The organism is Amphritea opalescens (genome assembly GCF_003957515.1).
GTDB classification, from domain to species: Bacteria; Pseudomonadota; Gammaproteobacteria; order Pseudomonadales; family Balneatricaceae; genus Amphritea; species Amphritea opalescens.
In genome coordinates this window covers 350266-375142 of sequence record NZ_RQXW01000001.1, presented here as the reverse complement: position 1 = coordinate 375142, position 24877 = coordinate 350266, and the positions used below count along the sequence as shown (strand labels likewise).

22 protein-coding genes are annotated in these 24877 nt (G+C 49.9%); 9 read left to right on the top strand and 13 right to left on the bottom strand.

Annotated elements, in window-relative coordinates; genetic code table 11:
• Positions 1-92: 92 nt before the first annotated feature.
• Positions 93-1970 carry a PglL family O-oligosaccharyltransferase gene (locus EH243_RS01645; protein WP_126156887.1) on the top strand — a complete coding sequence of 626 codons (1878 nt, stop codon included), beginning with the start codon at positions 93-95 and terminating at the stop codon, positions 1968-1970.
• Here the strand turns inward: EH243_RS01645 and sixA are convergent.
• The 6 genes from sixA to dinG all read right to left on the bottom strand — a co-directional run bounded on the left by sixA (position 1912) and on the right by dinG (position 8840).
• The gene (gene sixA, locus EH243_RS01640; RefSeq protein WP_126156886.1) at positions 1912-2364 is read right to left on the bottom strand and encodes a phosphohistidine phosphatase SixA; all 453 of its coding nucleotides are present in this window, start codon (positions 2362-2364) and stop codon (positions 1912-1914) included. The genes EH243_RS01645 and sixA overlap by 59 nt on opposite strands.
• Positions 2364-3395, bottom strand: coding sequence for an NAD(P)H-dependent glycerol-3-phosphate dehydrogenase (locus EH243_RS01635; RefSeq protein ID WP_126156885.1), 1032 nt, complete (start codon positions 3393-3395; stop codon positions 2364-2366). The genes sixA and EH243_RS01635 overlap by 1 nt, the downstream gene beginning before the upstream one ends.
• An 89-nt stretch (positions 3396-3484) precedes the next feature.
• Positions 3485-3712, bottom strand: a complete 228-nt coding sequence (locus tag EH243_RS01630; RefSeq protein ID WP_126156884.1) for a hypothetical protein — start codon at positions 3710-3712, stop codon at positions 3485-3487.
• Positions 3713-3793: 81 nt separating this feature from the next.
• A complete protein-coding gene (locus EH243_RS01625; RefSeq protein WP_126156883.1) occupies positions 3794-5236 on the bottom strand; it encodes a protein adenylyltransferase SelO in 1443 nt (480 codons plus the stop codon).
• 17 nt (positions 5237-5253) lie between these two features.
• On the bottom strand, positions 5254-6528 hold the full coding sequence (gene rhlB, locus EH243_RS01620) for an ATP-dependent RNA helicase RhlB (protein ID WP_277600695.1): 1275 nt from the start codon (positions 6526-6528) through the stop codon (positions 5254-5256).
• A gap of 206 nt (positions 6529-6734) precedes the next feature.
• Positions 6735-8840, bottom strand: a complete 2106-nt coding sequence (gene dinG / locus EH243_RS01615) for an ATP-dependent DNA helicase DinG (protein ID WP_241234966.1) — start codon at positions 8838-8840, stop codon at positions 6735-6737.
• Positions 8841-8984: 144 nt separating this feature from the next.
• Between dinG and lexA the strand changes: the two genes are divergently transcribed.
• Both lexA and EH243_RS01605 read left to right on the top strand, forming a co-directional pair.
• Positions 8985-9590, top strand: coding sequence for a transcriptional repressor LexA (gene lexA, locus EH243_RS01610; protein WP_126156880.1), 606 nt, complete (start codon positions 8985-8987; stop codon positions 9588-9590).
• 2 nt (positions 9591-9592) lie between these two features.
• Positions 9593-10051 (top strand): cell division inhibitor SulA, encoded by a 459-nt coding sequence (locus tag EH243_RS01605; protein WP_126156879.1) that lies wholly within the window; start codon positions 9593-9595, stop codon positions 10049-10051.
• A gap of 40 nt (positions 10052-10091) precedes the next feature.
• Here EH243_RS01605 and EH243_RS01600 read toward each other — a convergent pair whose 3' ends face one another.
• From EH243_RS01600 to topA, 3 genes are all read right to left on the bottom strand, one after another.
• Positions 10092-10382, bottom strand: a complete 291-nt coding sequence (locus EH243_RS01600) for a hypothetical protein (RefSeq protein ID WP_126156878.1) — start codon at positions 10380-10382, stop codon at positions 10092-10094.
• Positions 10383-10461: 79 nt separating this feature from the next.
• The gene (locus EH243_RS01595; protein WP_126156877.1) at positions 10462-10986 is read right to left on the bottom strand and encodes a DUF6586 family protein; all 525 of its coding nucleotides are present in this window, start codon (positions 10984-10986) and stop codon (positions 10462-10464) included.
• A 13-nt stretch (positions 10987-10999) separates the two neighbouring features.
• Positions 11000-13654 carry a type I DNA topoisomerase gene (gene topA / locus EH243_RS01590; protein WP_126156876.1) on the bottom strand — a complete coding sequence of 885 codons (2655 nt, stop codon included), beginning with the start codon at positions 13652-13654 and terminating at the stop codon, positions 11000-11002.
• Positions 13655-13858: 204 nt separating this feature from the next.
• Here topA and EH243_RS01585 point away from each other — a divergent pair, with 204 nt between their 5' ends.
• The gene (locus tag EH243_RS01585) at positions 13859-14584 is read left to right on the top strand and encodes a DNA topoisomerase I (protein WP_126156875.1); all 726 of its coding nucleotides are present in this window, start codon (positions 13859-13861) and stop codon (positions 14582-14584) included.
• An 18-nt stretch (positions 14585-14602) separates the two neighbouring features.
• Here the strand turns inward: EH243_RS01585 and EH243_RS01580 are convergent, their stop codons facing one another.
• Positions 14603-14821 carry a DUF1653 domain-containing protein gene (locus EH243_RS01580; protein ID WP_126156874.1) on the bottom strand — a complete coding sequence of 73 codons (219 nt, stop codon included), beginning with the start codon at positions 14819-14821 and terminating at the stop codon, positions 14603-14605.
• Positions 14822-14842: 21 nt separating this feature from the next.
• The gene (locus EH243_RS01575) at positions 14843-15349 is read right to left on the bottom strand and encodes a hypothetical protein (protein WP_126156873.1); all 507 of its coding nucleotides are present in this window, start codon (positions 15347-15349) and stop codon (positions 14843-14845) included.
• A gap of 94 nt (positions 15350-15443) precedes the next feature.
• Here EH243_RS01575 and EH243_RS01570 point away from each other — a divergent pair, with 94 nt between their 5' ends.
• On the top strand, positions 15444-15887 hold the full coding sequence (locus EH243_RS01570; RefSeq protein WP_126156872.1) for a universal stress protein: 444 nt from the start codon (positions 15444-15446) through the stop codon (positions 15885-15887).
• Between the two features lie 59 nt (positions 15888-15946).
• Here EH243_RS01570 and EH243_RS01565 read toward each other — a convergent pair whose 3' ends face one another.
• Complete coding sequence (locus EH243_RS01565; protein WP_126156871.1) at positions 15947-17827, bottom strand: ATP-binding cassette domain-containing protein; 1881 nt, start codon at positions 17825-17827, stop codon at positions 15947-15949.
• Positions 17828-18040: 213 nt separating this feature from the next.
• Here EH243_RS01565 and EH243_RS01560 point away from each other — a divergent pair, with 213 nt between their 5' ends.
• Together EH243_RS01560 and EH243_RS01555 are read left to right on the top strand one after the other, a co-directional pair.
• The gene (locus EH243_RS01560) at positions 18041-20071 is read left to right on the top strand and encodes a transglycosylase SLT domain-containing protein (protein WP_164549016.1); all 2031 of its coding nucleotides are present in this window, start codon (positions 18041-18043) and stop codon (positions 20069-20071) included.
• A 5-nt stretch (positions 20072-20076) separates the two neighbouring features.
• Positions 20077-20898, top strand: coding sequence for a TatD family hydrolase (locus EH243_RS01555; protein WP_241234965.1), 822 nt, complete (start codon positions 20077-20079; stop codon positions 20896-20898).
• On the opposite strand, the gene EH243_RS01550 is transcribed toward EH243_RS01555, so the two are convergent.
• Positions 20899-21153 carry a glutaredoxin family protein gene (locus EH243_RS01550; RefSeq protein WP_126156868.1) on the bottom strand — a complete coding sequence of 85 codons (255 nt, stop codon included), beginning with the start codon at positions 21151-21153 and terminating at the stop codon, positions 20899-20901. It lies immediately after the preceding gene.
• A 527-nt stretch (positions 21154-21680) separates the two neighbouring features.
• Here EH243_RS01550 and EH243_RS01545 point away from each other — a divergent pair.
• Both EH243_RS01545 and EH243_RS01540 read left to right on the top strand, forming a co-directional pair.
• A complete protein-coding gene (locus EH243_RS01545; protein WP_126156867.1) occupies positions 21681-23423 on the top strand; it encodes a PHA/PHB synthase family protein in 1743 nt (580 codons plus the stop codon).
• A 77-nt stretch (positions 23424-23500) separates the two neighbouring features.
• A complete protein-coding gene (locus EH243_RS01540; RefSeq protein WP_241234964.1) occupies positions 23501-24877 on the top strand; it encodes an MATE family efflux transporter in 1377 nt (458 codons plus the stop codon).

Below are 24877 nucleotides of genomic sequence, written 5' to 3'. Positions count from 1 at the left end.
TAGTATCTCCACTGTTTTTTTTCTTTTAAAACAGATAGTTTTAAAGCAAAGCGTATCGCCAACCCGTTTATCACCCTATTCCGAGGCCATTGATGATCACTCCACTTTCAAAAATAAAACAACAACAGGCGGGTCTGTGGCTGCTTGGTCTTCTGTTTCTACCGGCTACCCTATTCTTTCAGCCCAACCTTGGCGGCGAAGGGATGTCGATTTCCCACAACATTACCGTATGGATCGCGGCCATTTTTATTATTTCCGGCGCAACCCTGCTGATGCTGCAAACCAAACAGTTTAGCTATACCACCTTTTGGTTGCCGATGGCGGCTCTGCCCATCAGCATGATCATACTCGGTTTTATTGTCGATAATTTTTTACCCACCGAATGGTTGTTCCGACAGCTCTATATTTTTGGTGGCTTTCTGTTTCTAATGGCACTGTTTCAATTTCGCTTTACCCCAAGAGATGTAGAGCGAGTGTTAATGATTATATTGCTCGCGGGCATCATCCATGGCCTTTATGGCATCTCGCAGATCTTTTGGCCCAATATTCTGCCACTGCTGATCACCCCCAGCAACGGCACTCCCTACAGCATATTTCAACAGATCAACATCCATGCATCATTTCAAGCGACGGTATTCACTATCGGGCTCTATTTGCTTAGCCGTCCCGTCACCCTAAAGCCAAGCCCATGGGTAACGCTACTCTTATTAGGCAGTCTGTTTCTCAGCTGTTTTATTGTCGCCTATTCCGGTTCCCGTGCGGGACTGATCGGTTCAGTCGCCGGCGCATCCATATTGATCCTCTGTAACGCCCGTCGCTTTCTAAAACGTAAGCCCTTAGCACTGGCCGTACTGCTCACCGTTATCGCTGCCCTCGTTATGGGTAGCCAAGGGATTCAGCGCAGCTCCGATAAACTCGGTGACCTAACCTCACTAAGCGGTAATGGTGTGGCCCAATCGGGTTCAAACAGTCGGATTAATATCTATAAGATCTCTCTGGAATTATTTGAGCAACAACCCCTGAGTGGACACGGCATCGGCAGCTTTCAGAAAGTATGGCATGACCAGAAAGTTGATTACCTAAAACGCTTTCCTGACGCCAACCTGCCCCCAAGCCGTCTCAGCCATCCCCATAATGAGTTGATGTTCTGGCTAGTGGAAGGTGGTTTAATCGCGATTGCTGGCATACTGATATCGGTTATCGCTGTTCTCTATGCGGCTTTCACCTGCGGCTGGCGTCGTGGGTTGAGTTATATCGCCTTACTACTGCCCATCGGCATACACTCACAGGTTGAACTGCCCTTCTATATTAGTAATGTGCCTTGGTTTTTACTGCTATTACTGATTTTTGTGATCTTACACCACAGCCGAAAAACCAAACGTCTCGCACTGAGCCGCTCCGCTGAGATAACCACCGCTGCGACGGCCGTGAGTCTGGCGCTGATAGTCACTGCCGTTATGCTACAAACGACACAAGCTAACAGTAGTATTATCCGCTTCCTTAAAGGGCATATGGCTGAGCCGGCCCTGCTGGACCCTGCGCTGAGCAACCCCTTTTTCAGAGATTCTGCAGAGCTCTATTTGATGCGCACACTGCTGTTACGTCAGCTCAACGCTCAACAGGGACAGTTCGCCCCGCAGTTTATTGAATGGGCCGTTCCTTATATTGAGTACACACCCATACCGCAACTCTATATCGACCTATCACGGGCTTATCTCGCCACGGGTGATAACAGCAAAGCGGTCGAGATTATCGACGCAGGCGTCGCTCGCTACCCTAAGATAAGTTCACTAACAAAAACAGCTGAATTAATTAAAGAGGCCGCGGCAGGAAAATCAACGGCGCCGACGGAAACGGAAGAAACGATAGAGGCGTCTGACTCTAAGGATATGGTGAGTGGGGCTAGTCGTGCTAGCGCATCAAGCTCTGCAGCCGGCCAAGGCCTGCCGCCGGGAACGTCAGATCAATAACGGCTAAAGCGCCCGGTAGCATCGGCTCCGGGCGGGAATAATCCCCCTCGCACAAACGAGACACTAACAACCCGATGAGTGGCTGATGGGTAACGAGCATCAGCACCTCATCGGACTGTTCAGCCAACCAATCAAGTACGGTTTCTGGTGAAGCTTCGGGGGTCAGTAACGGTGAGGCGATGCTGTTGGCCGGTTGCTGCGCCAATACCAGTGCAGCAGTCTGCTGAGTTCGCAGGTAGGGACTATGAACAATGCGTTCAAGCCCCGCTAACGTCCCAGACTGCTGTTTAAGCATCTGTTGTACTCTAAGCCAGCCGTGATCAGTCAGGCTACGCTGCTCATCACTCGGGGCGTCATAGCCCGCCTCACCATGACGTAATAACAGTAACCGCATTAACAATCACTGTCCCGTGGTAGAACAAATTCGACATCACTACTTTGAGTATTGAGCATCATCATCTTGGCGACTTGAGATACCGGCGCGCCATTAAAGACCACTTCATAAAGGCCACAGACCAACGGCATATAGATCTCTAGCTCGTCCGCTTTCTCTTTGACATAACGCAAGGTATTAACGCCCTCTGCCACCTCACCCAATGAGGTCACCGCCTCATCGAGACTCTTACCCTCACCTAAGGCATAACCGACTCGATAGTTACGGCTCAGAGGCGATGAGCAGGTAACGATCAGATCACCGACACCGGCTAAGCCAAGAAAGGTCATGGGGTTGGCGCCGAGCTGCACCGCAAAACGGCTCATTTCCGCCAGACTCCGCGTCATCAGCATGCTTTTGGTATTTTCACCCATCCCCAATGCGGCACTTAAACCGGAGGCGATTGCATAGATGTTTTTCAGTGTGCCGCCCAGCTCAACACCGTACATATCGGTGCTCGCATAGATACGGAAAAAGGCACAGTGAAGAATATCCTGCACCGCAGTACGCACCTCTTCACTATCACTCGCAATCACGGTGGCGGTTAGCTGCTTCTGGGCAATCTCTTTGGCCAGATTAGGACCACTAATCACACCGATAGGATTGTCAGGTAGCTCAGCAGCGAGAATCTGGCTCATCAAACTGAAGGTTTTCGCTTCAATCCCCTTAGTGGTACTGACGATAATCTGATCTGGCCGCATAAAAGGCTTGGCCTGACGAACGACGTCGCGAAATGATTGGCTGGGAATCGAAACAAAAATAATCTTCGCACCCGTTAACGCCTGCTGTAGATCAGCGGTCGCGATGAGGTTTTCAGATAACTGACACCCAGGAAGATAACGACTATTCTCATGGCTTCGGTTAATCTCGGCCGCCCGATCGGCATCACGCATCCACAGACTAACATCCACCCCTTTATCGCCAATCAGGTTTGCGATTACAGTACCAAAACTACCGCCACCGAGTACTGAAACTTTTACCCTGTCTGTCATCAGAGATTCCTTACATGTATTCAAAACATTGTGATAAAAATAGGCTTTAAATTAATAGCCATCAAGCAGAACCGCTTTCAACGAGGGCTCTATTCAGAACCTTGGTTATGCTTATCATCCAGAGAATCTAACAACTTATTGACCCCCAGAAATAAAAATTTAACGATAAAATAACCCATGATAGCCAATGCACCAAACAGCAAGACCAGCGTAATATCGCCGGTGCGCTGATAGCCACTGGCTCCAACAAAAACAAAGAACACACTGACGGCAATGGCCAGCAGCTGACTAATCCGGCCGGTTTTATGTTTATCCATGCTGTCCTCTTAATATCTCTTAATCATCTACAACTTAATCATCTATAACAGGTTAGCTGTAACCGAAATAGCCTATGTTGATCAGGATGAGCAACTAAGCGATATATTTTTACCCCAGTCGGGTGTCGACTGTGAGTATATATCCAAATGCGCGGCAAAAGGGGCCTTTAACGCCGCATGCAGTTGCGCTAGCTCACTAAAATCACCCAGCTCCGCGCGCTCAATAACCTGTTGCGTTAAATAGTTACGCAGTATCGCCCGAGGATTATGCCGCGCCATAATAGCCGTGGCATTATCATTCAGTCGGCGACGGTATTGGTTGAACCAATCCGTAAAGCCCGTTGCGCCACCCAATAACCGATTGATCGGTTCTCGGTTGCCCTCAACGGCCTGCTCTAGCGCCACAAAGGCATTATTATAGTCCGCTTTTTGCTGTTCAAGTAACTGCAAAAAGGTTTCGATCAACGCGCCATCTTGATCCGTTTTGCCTTCCATGCCCAAACGCAGCTTCATCAACTCGGTATAAGCAACCCCATAAACCGGCTGAAAACGGTTCAGCGCAACTTCCAGATCGGCTTGTTTGACCAATCCGCTCAGGGTTTGAGCCAAACAAACACAGTTCCACAAAGCGATCGACGGTTGTTGCTGATAAGCGTAGCGACCCCGATCATCTGATCGGTTACACATATAATCGGGCTGATACTCATCCAGAAACCCAAACGGGCCGTAATCTAACGTCACCCCAAGGATGGACATATTGTCGGTGTTCATCACCCCATGACAAAAACCCAACGCCTGCCAACGGGCCAATAACTGAGCCGTGCGCTCAACCACATCGGTAAACATCGCAAGATAGGGGTTCGGTTGTATCGCACAGTGTGGGTAGTGGTGTTCTATCACAAAATCGGCAAGCTGCTTTAGCTGGTCCGGCCGACGGCTATAGTAACAATATTCAAAATGGCCAAAACGAATATGACTCGGGCTCATCCGCACCATAGCAGCAGCAAACTCTATTGATTCACGGTAGATCTGGGTTTCGCTACCAATGATACAAAGCGCCCGTGTGGTAGGCACCTCAAGCGCTGCCAAGGCTTCGCTACAGAGGTATTCCCGAATCACCGAGCGTAATGCTGCGCGACCATCAGCATGGCGTGAATAAGGCGTCTTGCCGCTGCCCTTCAGTTGCAATTCCCAGCGCTGGCCATCCTTACCCGCAAGATCACCGAGCAAGACTGCACGGCCATCACCTAACTCTGGTGTATAGCCACCGAATTGGTGGCCTGCATAGACCGATGCCAAGGGATCGCTCCCCTTGAGCAACCGCTGCCCACCGAAATACTCGCTAAGTTGCTGCGCCGAAACCTGACAGGGATCGAGACCGATCAACGCCGCCGCCTCGGTACTGAAAGCGACGAGGTGCGGGTTTTTTAGGGGCTGAGGGCTAACCGAGCGATACAGATCTGCCGGTAACTGCCGAAAGCGATCACCTAGCTGTAACTGATCTAATCCGCCCCAAGCCGTCATGACGCACCGACTAACGCTTAAATGGATTCAAGCAGGTTAGGATCGGGATAAACACATTTCATTTTCACCCCAGCGACCTCTTCAATCTCCGGCAGCAAAAAGGCGTCATCTTCAGTGGCAAAACTGATGGAGGTGCCCGTCGATCCTGCCCGACCGGTGCGGCCAATACGGTGAACATAGTCATCCGCATCTTCCGGCAGCGCGTAGTTAATGACATGGCTGACGCCATCCACGTGTATGCCTCGTCCTGCGACATCGGTGGCAACCAAAATATTGATGCGGCCCTGACGGAAATCATCGAGGGTTTTCACCCGCTTCTGCTGGGTAATTTCACCGGACATCAAGGCGGCTTTCAAACCATCTTTCTGTAGTCGTTCGGCCAAACGGCGTGTTTCATCACGACGATTACCAAAAACGATCACCCGTTCCAATTGGTTGAGCTGCACAAAGTTACGCAGCAGACGGTATTTATCCTGCCGCGAGACCAGATAGACCAGCTGCTCAACGGAATCGGTACTCTTCTGCTCGGGTGCAATTTCAATAACCTTGGCATCCACCGTCCATTGACGGGCAAGGTCCATAACGTCATCCGTAAAGGTGGCGCTATATAAGAGGGTTTGACGGTCGCCTTTACGCGGCGTGTGCCGAATAATGGTCCGTACATCGGGGATAAAGCCCATACTCAGCATTCGGTCGGCTTCATCGAGTACTAACACTTCAACATCACCAAGATCAACATCGGATGAGCGAACGAAATCGATCAAACGCCCCGGTGTCGCCACCAAAATATCGACTGGACGGGCCGCCAGCTGTTTCCGCTGCCGATCGTAATCCATACCACCGACCAGCGCGACCACGCCGATATCCGCGTATTTACCCATCTCTTCGGCATCGGCAGCAATCTGCAGCGCCAATTCTCGGGTCGGCGCAATAATCAATGCCCGCGGCACCCCTTTTGCAGCCTTTTGCTCTAAGGGGTAGTCCAATAGATCGGTGATGATACTAATCAAAAACGCCGCGGTTTTACCGGTACCCGTTTGCGCCTTACCGATGATATCTCGGCCTTCGAGGGATTCAATCAGTGTCGCTGCCTGAATGTCTGAACAATATTGGAAGTTCAGATCAGCGATCGCATGCATCACATCATCGGGTAGATCAAAATCATGGAACCGCTGCTTACCTTCAGCCGGCGCCACAGCAAAGTCTTCACGACGCCACGCCTTTTTCGGCTTTGCTTTTACGTCATCAGGCTTTTGGGCGACGGCAGCGTTAGTACTGCTGGTCTTATCCATACCCTGTTTATCGGTTGTACTTCTGCTTGATTTAGCCTTGGTCTTCTTGGCGCCTGTCCGTTCAGCGCGATCACTTTTATGATCCCGAGCTTGAGGGCTTGAAGGGGCTGTCTCTACGATGGGTTTTGCTTGGGTAGACGACGTATCGTCTGAACGCTTAAATAATTTCTTTAACAAAGTCATACCTTATCCGCTTAAGCGAACGGTTAGCTAATATTTCGTCGGAATGGTGGTAGTGAATCGAGCAATTGTCGGCCATAACGCTTGGTGACAACGCGTCGATCCAACAGTACGATGCGTCCCCTATCCTGCTCAGTTCGCAGCAGCCGTCCAGCAGCCTGAGTTAATCGCACCGATGCCATCGGCACTGACCATTCCATAAAAGGGTTTCCACCTTGCTGTTGTATCCATTCAGCCATGGTGGCGTCAACCGGATCATCCGGTACACTGAAGGGAATCTTGGTGATAATGACTTCGGTCAAATAATCACCGGGAAGATCGACACCTTCAGTAAAAGAAGCGAGACCGAAGATAACACTGCCTCGCCCCTCATCAATTTCGGTCTTATGACGTTTCAGAATCTCATTCTTACTGAAATCGCCCTGCGACAGCACCCTATTGTTGAGCTTTTCGTCCAGACTGGCAAGCACTGATCTCATTTGCCGCCATGAGCTAAATAATACTAAGGTGCCGGTATCGCTTTTCAGGTGCTGATTGAGGTAATCGGTGACTGCCTGAGTATGAAGTTCTGGGTCATTTGCTTCAACCTTCATCGGCGGAATATAAAGCTCGGCGGCATTGTAGTGATCAAACGGACTGGCCAGACTAAAGCAGGCAGTATCTGGCGGCAAACCTAGATCGGCAAGCACCCGATCAAAGCGCCCTAAGGCGGTCAGCGTCGCCGAGGTCACCACCGCGGCATAACAATGTTGCCAAAGATTCATGTGCAGCATCTGCGCCGCCGACACCGGTGCCGTACTACATTCAAAATCATAGCCTTGGGCGGTTTCAACCAGACTCACCCAACGGGCCGTCGGGGTGCTGTTTTCGGCATCGACATGACCGGTCGAGCGACCTAGACCGGTAATATTCTGCATCCGAGCGACCATCATACCCACCCGGGGATACCAGATCTCGGCCGCTTGACGGTTAATGCCCCCCTCGCCATCTAGAGACTCCTTCAAGAGATCTAAAATCATCTCCATCTTAGTCCCCATGCGGGCGGCTAAATGCTCAACCTGTAGGCCGAACTGCTTAACCTCTTCCGGCACCACACCACTAGGATAGCGATAGCGCTCTTTAGGACGGCTAAAAGAATCATCCATCAATACTGGCCTAATGAGCTCGGCCCAGTTATTCAACACCACCTGCAGGTCTGCCATCGGCTTGCGCTGGTGTTCGATATAATCTCTCATCAATTGTGGATTGCCACTTTGCTCCAGCATTTTATCTAACTGCTTCAGCGTTCCAGCCAACCAGCGTTCGGTCGATTTCAAGCGCAGATTAAAGGAGAAATGACCACTGGCCTTATCGGATAGGTGGTGCCCTTCATCGAAAATGTAGATCGTCTCAGCGGGGTCTGGCAAGATAGCGCCCCCACCTAAGGCTAAATCAGCCAAGACAATGTCATGATTGGCGATAACACACTCTACCTGATCCAAATCTTTACGGGCTTTAAAAAAACTACAGGCTGAGAAGTTGCTACAGCGGCGGTTGGTACATTGCAGATGATCACTGGTCAGCGGATACCAATCCTCTTCGCTGATATCCATCGTCAGGTTATCGCGATCGCCATCCCAGCGCCCGGATGCGAACTCATTTAACAGACTTTTATAGAATTCAACGGTTTCGCCATCGATGCGCAGCGCCTGCTCATCTTCATACAGGGCCTGCTGCCCTGTTCCACTATGGGCATCGAGATGTTGTTCCGCTTTACTGATACAAAAATAGCGGCCACGTCCTTTCGCTAAGCCATAGGTAACGGACAAGCCAGCATGTTCTGCGACTTCTGGTAGGTCTTTATGCAGCAGTTGTTCTTGCAGTGCAACGGTCGCGGTCGATAAAACGACCTTCTTACCCCTCGCTTTTGCGATCGGCAAGACAGCTAACAGATAGCCGATCGTTTTACCCGTACCGGTACCGGCCTCAATCACACTGACATGCTTTTCACCCAAGCGATGCGACTGCTCATCTTCGAGAATGCCACCGAGCACCTTAGCCACCTCAGCAATCATCTGCTTTTGGCCTAGGCGCGGCTTAAGCTGCCGGCTCTCCAAGAAGCGTCTATACGCCCCCTGTATCTCTTTTTTCATCTCTTCTGAAAGCACCTGACCGCCCTAATACACTGTAACGACGTGCATTCTAGCAATAATACTGGATAAATAGACAGAAAAATGTTTACAAAGCCAGAATACTGTATATAGTTACAGCTACTGGATAAATAAACAGAGTTCATCATGAAACTGACACAACGCCAAACAGATGTACTTGAATGCATTAAGCACTGCATCAGCACCACCGGCTATCCGCCTACTCGGGCAGACATCGCCAAAGCGCTGGGGTTTAAATCAGCTAACGCCGCCGAAGAGCATCTCAAGGCACTCGCCCGCAAAGGCGCTATCGAGATGATCCCAGGCACCTCTCGTGGCATCCGCATTCCAGGATTCGACGTGGAAGACCCCGGTCTACCGGTTGTCGGACAGGTTGCTGCAGGTGAGCCGATCTTAGCTCAGGAAAATGTCGAAGAGCGTATTACCATCGCGTCCGACTTCTTCCATCCGCCAGCTGACTATCTGTTACGCGTTCGTGGCACCAGTATGAAAAACGTCGGCATTATGGATGGCGACCTATTGGCGGTACATCAGTGTCAGGCAGCAAAAGATGGCGAAATCGTCGTTGCACGGCTGGATAACGATGTCACCGTTAAACGCTTTAAACGAGAAGGTAACTTAGTTTACCTGATCGCAGAAAATGAAGAATTCGAGCCTATCGTGGTCGACCTGCGCGAGCAGGAACTAGCCATTGAGGGCCTCGGTGTCGGGGTTATCAGAAGAGGACAATAATCATGTTGCATGCAGTTAGCAGTTTCAACAGCTCAGATCCCGTGCTGCCCAGCCTTATTCGTCCGGCTACGGCACCACCATCAAATCATCCGGAACTAGCAGGCAAGGTAACGGAAATCGTTTTGCAAGGCAGTGATGTTGGGCAAATGACCATGCTACTGCCACTGCTTGCGCAACTGAGTAAAGATGATCGCTGGTTCGCGTGGATCGCCCCGCCCGCCTCATTACCTAAAAGCTTACTGGAAGCGGCCGGTATTGACCTGAAAAAAGTGATGCTATTACAACCGAACCAAGGCCACTCAACCTACCAGCTTGCTTGCCAAGCCCTTAAAGCAGGCACTTGTCACGCCGTTATCAGCTGGCCTGGCAGCCTCAGCAATGATGAGTTGACCGGCCTTGAAGATGCCGCCGTCAATGGCAACAGCCACGGTATCGTCATCCGCGATCGCCAACTCGCTTAAACACGAAGCAAAAAAACAGCGCCTTAGCGCTGCTTTTTTGTTAGTGAATGATGCGCGGAGTATCTTCCGATAACGCCTCAACATCCGTTAGATCGCTATCTCCCTCTGCCGCGTCATCAGGATCAACGACTCCTTTGACATTGAGATCTGAAATCATGTGAATGCCCGCTGTCAGCATGACTTTAGCGACATCAATGCACTCTTCGTCAAGCTGCTCTCTAACGTCATCTGAGAAACTGATTCGCATAATAGGCTCATCGTTAGAATCAGCCCTGCGCAATGCAATCTGACCATCATCTAGCTCAATTATTTCTAAAAACATATCAGACATACTCTTCTCATTTCAGGTCATACCCATGACTAAAACAACCGGCGAGATGATCGCTCATCGCCGCCGCTTCGCGCTTCTATCACCACTCTTGCATGCTACTTCGCAGCCGCTCAACCAGTGATTTAAACTCACTAAACCAGAGCTGATACTCACTGAGGATATCACTATCTTCGGCATGATCCGGATTAATCTGCATCACATGAATCTCTGAAACACTCTCAGCCTGACCCCGAGACTCTTTATGCTCCTCGGCACGCCAGCAAGCCTTATAGGCCGCCAACAATTGATGCAACCAACTATCGGTATTGCTATGCAACTGTTGGAGTTCGGCCACTTCAGGCGCTTCAAGCCCCTGAGCCTCCATCTGAGCCGTCAACTGACTCAGTTTGGTGATCCGGTTCGCATCAAAACTATACTGCTCAGCAATCTCTCTCAGCAACGAACTGTATGCCGATGCCATATGAAACAGGACCGATTCATTATACGATTCGATCAACGCATGCTTACTCCAGCCGGTCGATTCCTGAGCAACCTTAAGCGCATCCAGATGGATACGCGTAAAGTTTAACTTCTGATTGGTACGGGTTAAATACACACCACTCATACTAAGTCTCCGCTCACTTTTTGGCTGCTGCCTTCTTTGTTTTGGCAGCTTCAGCTACCCATTTTCCACCGGTATAAAATGCTCGCCAGCCGGTCGCTTTGCCGTCAACTTCCGTCATCACATACTGCTCTTTTGTTTTACGGCTGTAGCGAACAATCGCTGGATTACCGTCGTCATCTTCGACCGGTGCACTGAAGAGGAAACTGTATTTCGGATCGATCTCACTCTTGTGCGGTAACAACTCGGAGACCTTCGGTGCGCGGGTTTCCCGTTTACGAGGAAATTGACTGGCCGCTAAGAACATACCGGATGCCCCATCACGTAGGATGAAGGTGTCCTCAACATTCTCGCATTGCAGTTCTGGCATCGGCACTGGGTCCATTTTTGGTGGCGCAGCTTCACCACTTTTCAACAACTTACGCGTGTTTTTGCAGGTATCACTTGTACAACCAAAGAACTTACCAAAGCGGCCAGTTTTAAGCTGCATCTCAGCGCCACACTTATCACACTCAAGCACCGGACCATCATAACCTTTGATCTTAAAGGCACCCTGCTCAACCTCAAATCCAGGACAATCGGGGTTATTACCACAGATATGTAGCTTGCGTTGCTCATCAATGAGGTAGCTATCCATCGCCGTATCACAGATGCTACAACGATGCTTGTTACGCAGAATTCGAGACTCTTCCTCATCATCTCCGTCAACGCTGACCACCTCATCACCGTGGATCAGGTTCATGGTTGTTTTGCAGCGCTCTTTCGGCGGCAAAGCGTAGCCAGAGCAACCTAAGAATACACCGGTGGTACCCGTCCGAATCATCATCTTCCGGCCACAGGTCGGACAGGGAATATCGGTTTCTGTCGGAGCATTCAACCGCATGCCCGTGTCGGGGTTCTGCGCTTGGATTAAACGATTGCTAAAGCCTTCATAGAACTGATTCAGTAGCGCTTTCCAATCGGCAGCACCGGTCGCAATATCATCCAGCGACTCTTCCATGCGAGCCGTGAAGCTAAAGTCCATCAGATCGGTAAAGTTCTCAACCAATCTTTCGGTGACGATATCACCCATTTTCTGGGCGTAAAAACGACGGTTATGGACTTCAACATAGCCCCGATCTTGAATCGTCGAAATAATCGATGCGTAGGTCGACGGACGGCCGATACCCCGTTTTTCAAGTTCTTTAACCAAGCTCGCTTCGGTATATCGCGGTGAAGGCTTAGTGAAATGCTGTTTTGGGTCCAGCTGTTGCAGCTGCAACACATCACCCTGCTTAACATCCGGCAAGATAATATCGTCATCTTTTCCACGGCCATTCATCACGCGGGTATAACCATCAAAACGTAGAATGCGACCCTTGGTGCGCAACTCAAATTCACCGGCCGTAATGGTCACTCGAGTACTGGTATACAGTGCAGGCATCATCTGACAAGCCATGAACTGACGACGAATCAGCTCATAGAGCCGCTCAGCGTCCCGCTCCATGCCTTTCAAAGAGGTTGCTTCGATAGTTACGTCAGAAGGACGAATCGCCTCATGCGCCTCCTGAGCCCCTTCCTTGCTGCTATAAGAGTTTGGCTTTTCAGGTAAATACTTATCACCAAAACTCTCTTTAATATAATCCCGGCACGTAGCTACCGCCTCGGCACTCAGATTGGTCGAGTCGGTTCGCATGTAGGTAATATAACCGGCTTCATACAACCGCTGCGCCAGCATCATGGTTTTCTTCACGCCAAAGCTCAGCCGCGTACTCGCCGCTTGCTGTAACGTTGAGGTGATAAAAGGCGCCGAAGGGCGACTACTGGTCGGCCGATCTTGACGATTAGTAACCTTGAAGGTTTCCTGCTTCAGTTGTGCAACATAGCCGTCGGTCTCTGCGCCACTGACTGGGCGAAACGCCTTATCCTGAAACTTTTCAACCTGAAAGCGTAACGCTTCCTGCTTGTCTGATTCGACATCCGCATGCAACTCCCAAAACTCTTCAGGAATAAAACTGCGAATCTCTTTCTCACGCTCGACCAACAAACGTACCGCAACAGACTGAACCCGCCCCGCAGATAAACCACGCGCAACTTTTTCCCACAACAGGGGGGATACCATGTAGCCCACGACCCGATCGAGAAAGCGTCGTGCTTGCTGCGCGTTTACCCGGTTAATATCCAGCTCGCCAGGCTTTTTAAAGGCCTCTTGAATCGCTTTTTCGGTAATCTCGTTAAACACGACGCGCTTATAGCGCGAATCATCGCCACCAATCGCTTCCCGCAGGTGCCAGGCAATCGCCTCCCCCTCGCGGTCCAAATCGGTTGCGAGATAGATAGTGTCAGCATCTTTCGCCAGTCGTCTTAGCTCATCGACGACTTTTTCTTTGCCCGGCAAGATCTCATAACGGGCATCCCAGTTATGTTCGGGGTCAATCCCCATGCGGGCAATCAGTTGTTTTTTGCTCTTTTCAGCCTTGTGCCGGATTTTATCTTCCGGTGACAGTTTACGGGTGATTGCAGCCTGTCGAGCGCGCTCTTTTGGATCTGATGCAGCCCCATTACCCGAGCCACTAGTGGGCAGATCCCGAATGTGGCCCACGCTCGATTTAACCACAAACTGGTTACCCAGATACTTGTTTATGGTTTTCGCTTTGGCAGGTGACTCAACTATAACTAGGGACTTTCCCATATAAATAAAATCCTTAAAGGACGAGGTGACAATACAAAACAGCGTGCATATATAAGGGCTGTAACCAGCAGGGTCAAGCTTCTGCACAAAAAAACACGCCAATTGATCAAGAAAATTGGCTAATAAAGGTATGTTTCTGGTAGCTTAAATGCAGTATGCTGCCGCCAATATTAGCCAGTTCCTTAATTACAACTACCTGAGAATATGTTGCAAGACAACCTGATTTTTCTTTTTTCTTTAATCGCCGTCGGTTTCGTCGCCTTGCTGGTCAATAACTTCTTCTCGACTCGGGAGCAGCAGCAGGAGTATCGCCACAAGCGCTTGAAAGAGCTGAACAAGAAGTCAGCGGAAACCCTTGAATGCCTTGCGGTACTAAGGGAAGCGAACTGCCGCGCCGAAATCACCAACGCGTTAAGTGGCTATGTGGTGAGCATGATCGAAGAGATCTCAACCCTCGCCCCCGACTCTGACTTACTGCAGGATATCGGTGCGCAAAAAGAAAGTACTGATCGCATCACGCCGGTCCCTGGCGGCTTCAATAATGACCGAGCCCTCAAAAAAGCGCAGATACATATCCAGCATGCAGAAAAACTTTGTATCGAAATGGCGCAGCAAGGAAAAATCAGTGTTTCCCGTGCTAAGCAGTTTCAGCATGACCTTTACTGGTTGCATGTTTGCGTCTTTGCCGATGCCCATATCAACCAAGGGGATTATTATCTGGCGCGGGATGAGAAACTGATCGCCATGTCGCATTACAAGCACGCGAAAGCCATGGTGGCCCGCGCTAACGTGCCGCAAAAGCAGAAACAGGATTACGTCGATAAGATTCGAGATCTACTCAACAAGGCCCGCCCTAGCAGCGCGATGGCAACCGGTAACTTAGCGGCATCGATTGACCTGTTGAGTAAAAAAGAGAAGAAAGAGGAATAAACAACCCGCGATTTGCGCCTAAACGGCGCTTAAAAACGCAAACCTCGGTACTGGCTGACCATCAGGGCCTGCCACCTCCTCGGTAAACATACTCAATGGCCTGACCCAGATGCCATGGTCGCCATAACAGGGCTTATACACCACCAACCATTCCTCAGTTTCAGAATGTCTCGCTAGGTGTAATACCTCATAGTTCGCCCCTTTGTAATGGCGATAAATACCCGCAGTCAACGTCATCATGGCTCCTAAACTCTCTGGTTAAAACTGTTGATCGATAAAAGGCTGAAGCAACACTTTAAACTCATCCAGCGTGTTTTCATCCCCTCGCTCATCCCAATACAGTGAAATATGTACCGGCGTTGATTCAACCGATGTAACCCCTGCGGGTAACTGTTCAATCAAGTGATTCAAAATGGCGAGTTGCGATGCATCTAAACAGCGCTCACCGACACCCCAGCACCAACCCTCAGGCAAACCTTCGTTAGCCACCGCCACTTGGCGAAACACCTGCCACTCGATAAAGTTATTGCGATGCTCTTTTTCTAAGTTATAGCGAGGTAAGCGATACGCTGTCGCCATCAAGGTTTCAGGCTTAACCTGGCCGGCAGCCCGTGGAGGCGTCATCCGCACCATCTGCACCTGAAAGCCGTGCCGAGAGGCCTGCTGCCTCAGTTTTGCCAAAAAACGTTCCCGCGGACTCGGCATAACCCACATCATCGACCCTAGCAACGACATCATAATTAAAATAATAATGGCCCACTTCATTTAATATCCTCGACTAATCTAGTTGATACCGGTCATAATTAGCAGCATAAGATCTATGTTACTCTCATCATAGGAATCAAAAGGAGCGACTCCCATGTCTCTATATAAACACATCTTAGTAGCGACCGATTTATCAGAAGAATCTGATCAACTGGTCGACAAAGTAAAACAGCTGGCTGAATTCTCTAATGCCGAGCTATCTATTATTCATGTTATCGAACCGCTAAGTTTTGCCTATGGTGGCGATGTCCCAATGGACCTTACCGCTATTCAAGCTCAATTAGATGAGCATGCACAGAACAAAATGACCCGCTTTACCGAACTGTTAGATTATCCGGTAAAAGAGGCCCATGTGGTCTCAGGTCATACTGAAACTGAGATTCACAAAATAGCAGAAGAACAGGGTTGCGATCTGATTATGGTCGGCAGTCATGGCCGTCACGGATTGGCGTTGTTGCTAGGTTCTACCGCTAATGGCATCTTACATGGCGCTAAATGCGACGTACTCGCCATTAGAGTTGTTGAAAAAGAAGGCTAGAGGTATCACCCCTCGCCTTCCCCTCACGGCCTAACCGCCGTTGATGAGGCGATGACAGTTTACTGCATCGCCTCTAATTCAACCCACCGCTCCATCAGTTTTTCAAGTTGAGATTCTTTCGTTTGCAGTGCCGCCAAGGTGGCCGCCACATGCTCATGATCACCATTATAGAAATCAGCCGCACCGGTTTCTGCGTGCAACTGTTCTATCTCGGCTTCGAGCGTTTCCAACTGACCCGGCAGCAGATCTAACTCACGCTGCAGCTTATAACTCAGCTTTTTCTTCGCCGGTGCCGCTTTGACAGGCTCCGCGACAACCGCAGGCTTAGTCGGTGATTTATTAGCCGCACTGCTCACCTGAGACCGTTGACGCAACCAATCTTCATAGCCACCCACATATTCCTGAATTTTGCCGTTACCCTCAAACACTAAGGTCGACGTCACCACATTATCCAAAAATGCCCGGTCATGACTGACCAGCAGTAAAGTGCCTTTGTATTCCAGCAGAATCTCTTCAAGCAACTCTAAGGTTTCGATATCCAGATCGTTGGTCGGCTCATCGAGTACCAGCAGGTTAGACGGCTGACTAAATAATTTGGCCAACATAACCCGGTTACATTCACCACCAGACAACGCTTTTACCGGTGTCCGAGCACGTTCTGGCGAGAACAGGAAGTCACTCAAATAACTGATAATATGGCGCGATTTACCATTGATGGTAATGCTTTCACGACCTTCAGAAATATTATCGATAATGGTTTTTTCGGGATCTAACTTGCCCCGCAACTGATCGAAATAAGCAACATTCAGGCTAGTGCCCAGCTTAACCTCACCCTGATCGGGTTTCAGTTGTCCTAGCAAGACTTTCAACAGGGTACTTTTACCCACACCGTTAGGGCCAATCAAGCCGATGCGATCGCCACGTTGAACCGAGAGCGTTAGATCACGCAACACCGTTTCACCGTGATAGCCGTGATTAACGCCTTCCACTTCGATAACGATTTTTCCGGAACGGTCAGCCTGCTCCACTTGGAATGTCGCTTTGCCCTGTTTGTCACGTCGCTGAGAACGTTCAACACGCAGATCTTTCAGTGCGCGTACACGGCCTTCGTTACGGGTACGACGGGCTTTAATGCCCTGACGAATCCACTTCTCTTCCTCTGCCAGACGCTTATCAAACAAAGCGTTATGGCGCTCTTCCTCTTCAAGCATCTTCTCTTTCTGCGTCAGGTACGCAGAATAGTTACCGGGGAAGGAGGTCAATTTACCGCGGTCTAGTTCGACGATGCGGGTTGCCAGACGTTCAACCAAAGAACGGTCATGGGAGATAAACAGTACGCCACCACGAAACTCCATGATCTGCTTTTCGAGCCATTCGATGGTTTCAATATCCAAATGGTTGGTCGGCTCATCGAGTAGCAGGATATCGGGAGACTGTACCAGGGCCGCACCGAGAGCTGCACGACGACGCCAACCACCGGACAACGCCGACATCAGTTGATCGCCATCCAACTCCAGACGCTCGAGCACCTGTAAAATTTTCTGTTCTAAGTGCCAACCATCAACCATCTCGATTTTATGTTGCAGCCGCTCAAGCTCAGCCATATCGGTATCACTTTGGCTCATCGCCAAGGCTTCATAACGATTGAGCAGATCAACTGTTTCGGCACAGCCTGAAGCAACGACATCACGCACTCTACGCTCGTCGGCCGCTGGCAACATCTGCGATAGTTCGGCAACCCGAGCACCGCCATCCTGCCAAATGTCGCCATCATCCGTTGGCTGATGCCGCGCGAGTACTTTTAGCAGCGTCGATTTACCCGCGCCATTAATGCCTACTAAGGCAACCCGCTCACCTTTATCCAATTGAAAATCGATATGATCGAGCAGTTGTTTGTCGCCAAATGCGACTGAGACCTTGTCCAGTCTAATCAGAGCCATGCTTAAATCCATCAAAAACGTTGGCCGCATATTCTACAGAAAAACCACTCGGCGGTGATACGCAATCAGAATATATTTACGCTAATCTCAAAGATGAGGCCCGATATAGCGGCTCAGAATTGAATTTCACAAAATTACCTTATATTTTTCTCGAATTCAGGGCGGTTTTGCCGCTATGATGATATTAAATGCAGCTACCGACAAAGATGGATGATGTTGATTAAAAATAGTAATACTAAGCGCCGCCGTCTCGTATCCAGTTTCCTTCTTTGCTTTTTAGTGGCAGGTACGGCAACGGCTAATCAATCTACCGACACGCGCCAACGCTACCAAAAAGCGCTCATAGCACTCGATTCAGATAATCTCGATAGCTATTTTCAGTTGAAAGCGCAGCTAACCGATTACCCGCTTTACCCCTATCTGGAACAACGTGAGCTGAGCCATGATTTCAAACAGGTTAAGCAACAACAGATTGACCGTTATGTCACGCAGTTCAATGGCCTACCCACCGTTTACCCCCTAGAGCAAAAATGGCTGAGTTATCTCGCCGCCAATAAACGCTGGAAGGACTATATCGCCGCCTACACGGCCTCCACCGTGAGAAGCGAACAGGCCCAGTGCCACTACCGCAACGCGCTATTACAAACAGAGCAACAAACTCTGGCGATTAAGAATATCGATACCCTTTGGAATGCAGGACATTCTATTTCTAGCGCCTGCGATCCGGTCTTTAGTTACTGGATGGCGCAGCACAAAGGCCCATCCAGCACCCTGGCATATCAGCGATTCTGGAAAGCTGTCGACAGCAACAACCTTAAGTTAGCCCTGTACCTACAACGCTATATTAAGAATGCGTCACAGAAACAGGCTACCGAACGCTTTATTAAAGTGCGCAATGAGCCGTCCCTCGTGCAAGACCCGCACTACCTACCGGGTGACACTCTTGCCAGCCGAACCACCTATCTCTATGGCATTGATCGCCTGTCGAGAAAAAGCCCTCAGGCAGCCACTCAGGCTTGGTTCAAGATTCGTACTCAGCGCACCTTTAGTCCAGAAGACCAGCTCAAGCTCAGCCAAACACTGGCGCGCCGCTTAGCTAACCTACCGGATAAACAAACCGACAAACTCCTGCAGCAACTGAATACCACTCAAGATGAGCAGATTCAGGAACGCCGCATCAAACTGGCACTCACCGCCCTCGATTGGAAAAAAGTTCATCAGCTTATCGCTGAGATGCCAGATGAAGTGCAACAAGCAGAGCGTTGGGTCTATTGGAAAACCCTTGCTGCTAGCCATATCGAAGGGCTCCAGCCGTCCTATTCCGAAGCCTTTGTCAAACTCAGCACCGAACGTAGCTATTACGGCTTACTGGCGGCCCGCATATTACAAACCGGCTTCCGTCTTAACCCAATGCAGAACAAAGTCCCTGAACCCGCCGTGCAGAAGATAGCCAATGATCCGGCGATGCAGCGTATGCATGAACTTTATCAACTAGACCAACGCTACTTGGCCCGACGGGAGTGGAACCAACTCACCCATGATTTCGATGCCGACCAACTGCGTACGGCGGCAACCGTCTTACATCGCTGGGGCTGGCATAATATGGCCATCATCGGGATAGCCAAAGCCAAATATTGGGATGATATTGCTCTGCGCTTCCCTATGCCCTACTCAGAAACCTTTGCCAAACTGGCAGGCAAGTTCAATATCGACACCAACTGGGCACGCGCGATCGCTCGTCAAGAAAGCGCTTACCAGCCATTTGCCCGCTCTCGCGTCGGTGCTCGCGGCCTGATGCAGTTGATGCCGAAAACAGCCAAAATGACTGCTAAGCACAATGAGATCCCCTATAAAAGCACCAGCGATCTGTATCAACCCGCCACGAATATCAATCTAGGGGTTGCCTATCTAGCGGAGATGCAGAAAAAATTCGATAACAATCAGATTTATGCCACGGCCGCTTACAATGCAGGTCCAAGCCGAGTCAATCGCTGGTTAAAACAGCGAGGCGAACTGCCGGTCGATATCTGGATCGAAACCATTCCGTTCACCGAAACCCGTCGCTATGTCATGAATGTGATGGCTTATCATGCGGTTTACCGCACCCTAGCAGGCAAACCCACTCACCTGCCTGAAGGCCAAACCGCCTTCCGCGTCGCCTTACAGAGCTCCACGGGCGCGAACCAGGCTGAAGAGTTAAGAGATTTCATCCGCCACAATAACTCACCCATTGTGACCCAATAAGACCGATGACAGAGATGAATGAGATCCACGCCCTCACCGATATCGGCGTCAACCTGACTGATAGCGCCTTTGATGCCGATCGAGAAACCGTTATTGATGAGGCGATGAAAGCCGGTGTGGGGCGGATGCTTGTCACCGGCACCACCGCAGATGAAAGTGAACAAGCGGCTGCACTATGCCAGCAATATCCCGGCCAACTGTTTTGTACCGCCGGCGTTCACCCGCACTACAGCAAAGACTTTTCCGCGGATGTACGCAGTACCTTAGTCGCCCTACTCAAGCAGCCTCAAGTGCTGGCCGTGGGGGAAACAGGGCTCGATTTCAACCGTAATTTTTCGACGCCGGAACAGCAGATCTGGGCTTTTGAGCAGCAGCTAGAGTTGGCCAGTGACACAGCACTACCGCTATTCCTTCATGAACGGGATGCGCACAAACAACAGATAGAGATGCTCAGACAGTACCGTGACACGATCAGCGGTGGTGTTGCACACTGCTTTACCGGCTCCCGCGCGGAGCTTTATAACTATCTCGACCTTGATTTATATATCGGTATCACCGGATGGATCTGCGATGAACGCCGCGGCCGAGAACTGCTCGATCTCGTTAAAGAGATTCCCGCTGATCGGCTATTACTCGAAACCGATGCCCCTTACTTGCTGCCCCGCAACCTCAAACCCAAACCGAAAAGCCGCCGTAACCTGCCGGCCTACCTGCCACATATACTTCAAGAGGTCGCCTCAGCCCGAAGCTGCGACGCCCCTACGCTGGCAGAGCAAACAGAGTTAAACGGCCAACGTTTATTTGGGTTTGATCAAGCACGAGCGTGATCAGCCCTTCTGATTAACACTGGTAACAAAATCACGCACACTGTTCACATCAAATGGCCAGCGCAACTCCTGGCCACTCAGTTCATCTACCAGCACAGGAATGAGCAGCGCATACTTCGCCATCAGCGCATCATCATAGGCGATATCCACTTCATCCAGCAGATGCTGTTGAGGGTCAAGACTGCCTACCAATACTTCGGCTGCGGCATCACATAGATGACAACCCACGCTACTCATCAGTAAAAACTGGCGCATTAGATCTCCTTAATCATTTAGCCCAGATATTAACTCACTCAATTGAGCTACTTAATCAGGCACTTAATCAGGCACTTAATCAGGCACTTAATCGGGCAACTTAAATCGGGAAAAAGAGTATATACCACCAGGGCTATCGTTTTGATAGCGCAAGGCGATATCACCGGGCCAGCACTAACAGAACAATATGACCGACTAAACCCCGAATAAGCGACCTCTGGCCAAAACATGACTAGCCTCACTTAAAACAGCTATATTTTTAACCTTGCAACATATCGATGTTATTATTTAGTCATCAACTAGGCGTCGTTCCCCGCATTGTCTGACTAAAGTAGTGTAATTGAGGCTTGCTGCGCCGCATCAAGTTGTCTATGCTCAATGACTCTGTTTCAACAATAGATTGGTTAAGCTCGGAATATTGAGCAATAGATACAGAGCGTCAGGCAATAATAACAATACACGGGTGGCGGCTCTCCTCAAACGTTAGCTCCGCTGACTAAGTCAGGCTTCAGAAAGAAGGCAGTTTTATGGATAACAACAGCAACATTCTCTCTAATCCACAAGAATTTATTAATTATCTCAACACCGAAAGCAAAAAAATTCTTGAGAAATACTCTCAAGGCGGTCACGAGGAGATGTATAAAAAGTTCACCCAGTCATGGACAGACTTGGCTTCACGCTCTTTTGAAGACCCATCCGTGTGGGTTCGTGCCATCACGGACTATCAACAAGCTCAAATTAGTTTATGGCAGAACATCCTATCCGGCAAAGCCGTTGATAAACCGATTGCTGAGCCACAGAAAGGCGACCGCCGCTTTGCCGCTGAAGAGTGGAGCGAGAACCCTGTATTCTCTTACATTAAGCAATCTTATCTGCTAACGGCCGACCTCCTCCAAGATATGGCGTCTAAAGCCAACCTGAGTGAGAACGAACAACGTAAACTGGAGTTTTATACTCAGGAATACACCAATGCAATGTCACCCACCAACTTTGCAATGACCAATCCTGAAGTACTTCAGCAAGCACTTGAAACCAAAGGCCAAAGCTTGGTCGACGGCCTGCAGAACCTGCTGAGCGACGTCGAAAAAGGTCGCATCACCATGACCGATGAGTCTGCATTCACCCTCGGTGAAAATATTGCGACCACGGAAGGTGCGGTTGTTTTCGAAAACGAAATGCTACAGCTGATTCAGTACAAGCCAAAAACTGAACAGGTTTATAGCCGCCCAACGCTGATTATCCCCCCTTGTATCAACAAGTTTTATATTCTTGATCTACAGGAACATAACTCCTACGTTAAATACTGCGTTGAAGAGGGTCAAAACGTCTTCCTTATCTCGTGGGTTAACCCAACGGCTGAACAACGCGATATATCGTGGGACGACTATGTCGAGAATGGCACGATGAAAGCCATCGATGCGGTTAAAAAGATCACCGATCAAGAAAAGATCAACTGCGTTTCTTGGTGTATCGGCGGCACAATGCTCGCGACAACGCTGGCAATCATGGCCAAACGTAAAGATGACTCTGTTGCCTCTGCTACCTTCCTGACAACCTTGACCGACTTTACTGATCCGGGCGATCTGCGCGTCTTTATCGATGAGCAGCAAGTGAAACAACTTACCGATAAAGTTGATGAGCAAGGCTTACTCAATGGCCGCGATCTTGCCACATCATTCAATATGTTGCGTTCTAATGATCTTATCTGGTCTTACGTGGTTAATAACTACCTTAAAGGCAAGAGCCCAGCGCCTTTTGACATCCTTTACTGGAACTCAGATTCAACCAACCTGCCCGCCAACATGTACACCTTCTATATCAGAGAGATGTACATCAACAACAAACTGACACAACCGGGCGGTCTGACGATTTGTGGTGAATCGATCGATCTACGTGATATCAAGATTCCGACCTACTTCATGTCTGCCATTGATGACCACATTGCCCCTTGGAAAGGCACCTTTATCGGCACCGAACTGATGCAGGGTAAAATCGAGTTTGTACTAGGTGCCAGCGGACACGTGGCCGGCGTTGTGAACCCTGCCTCGAAAAACCGTCGTAATTACTGGACCGGTGGTGAACTAGGACAAGGTGCTGATCACTGGTTTGAAACCGCCGAACGCCAAGAAGGCAGCTGGTGGCCAAACTGGGCTAAATGGCTTAAACCTAAAGCAGGTAAAAAAGTTGACGCACCTAAGGAGTATGGCAATGCTGAATTTAAAGTCATTGAGCCAGCCCCAGGTCGCTATGTAACCGCTCGCATCGACTAGCCTCTACGCAGTCACTCAGAAACCGGAGCCTGCGCTCCGGTTTTTTTATTTTCGTCACATTGATAATTAGATCGCCATTGAAATACGCATCATTATGCTCTCTGTGTGAGAGCCGAAATATTCTCGCACTCGCCATACCGATACTCGTTGCCGAGCTATCCAAAGCCGCCATGGGCTTTGTCGATACACTGATGGCGGCTCGCTATAGCGCCGAAGACTTGGCCGCTGTAGCACTAGGCTCCGGCATTTGGCTGCCGGTGCTGATTTCACTCAGCAGTGTCTTGATGGCCGTCACCCCGATGGTGGCTAACCATGCAGGCAATCATCAGCTACGCAGAACCCGTTTGATCTTCCATCAAGGGGTATTGATTGCACTGTGCGTCAGCGTGCTAGCTTGGCTCATCTTACGCAATATGGCTCCCGTATTAGAGATGATGCAGGTAAGCGGCAGCTTGAAAACCAAAACATTGGGCTACCTCGAAGCGCTCTCATGGGGCGTCCCCGGCATCATGCTGTATCAGGCCTGTCGCAGCTATTCCGAAGGGTTGGGTAAAACCAAGCCATTGATGAAAATCGGCCTATTTGCGCTGCTCTGCAATATTCCACTGAACTACGTATTAATTTACGGCAAATTCGGCTTCCCAGAACTTGGCGGTGTGGGTTGCGGCTGGGCAACCACCATTGTGATGTGGATTATGGCGCTCAGCGGGGCCGCATATTTGCGCTATTCTCGCCACTTTCGCCAACTCAATCTCATCATATGGCCACGCTTTAAAGCCTCTTTTTTCGTCAATATTCTGAAAATCGGCGTGCCCATCGGTTTTACCATGTTAATAGAAGTCAGTATGTTTTCCGTTATCGCCCTGCTTATTGCCCGCTTAGGCGAACAGGTTATTGCCGCCCATCAGATCACCCTCAGCTTTACCGGCATGATCTTTATGATTCCGCTGAGTATTGCCATGGCCTTGACCATCAGAGTCGGCCAGAACATCGGCCGCAAAGACTATCATGGCGCCCGAGCCACCGCGACCAGCGGTTATATGATCGTGATTGTAACCTCCATCACCACCTGCACCCTGATCGCTCTACTTTCAGTGCCAATCGCTCGGCTCTATACCCCCGACCATGACATTGTTGCCCTCGCCAGCAGCCTATTACTGATCGCCGCTGTATTTCAGATACCCGATGCGATTCAAGTTGCCAGTGCCGGCTTGCTCCGGGGCCACAAAGATACGGCCTACCCATTGCTGATTGTCTTTACCGCTTACTGGGTGGTCGGGCTACCGCTGGGATATACCCTTGGGTTAACCGATCTCATCACCCCCGCCTCCGGCCCCAGAGGTTTCTGGCTGGGCATGATCGCAGGCTTAACCGTGGGCGCTATACTGTTGTTACTCCGTTACCGACATATCATTAAACAACAATGCCATATATCCGCTGCTTCATCGCACTAA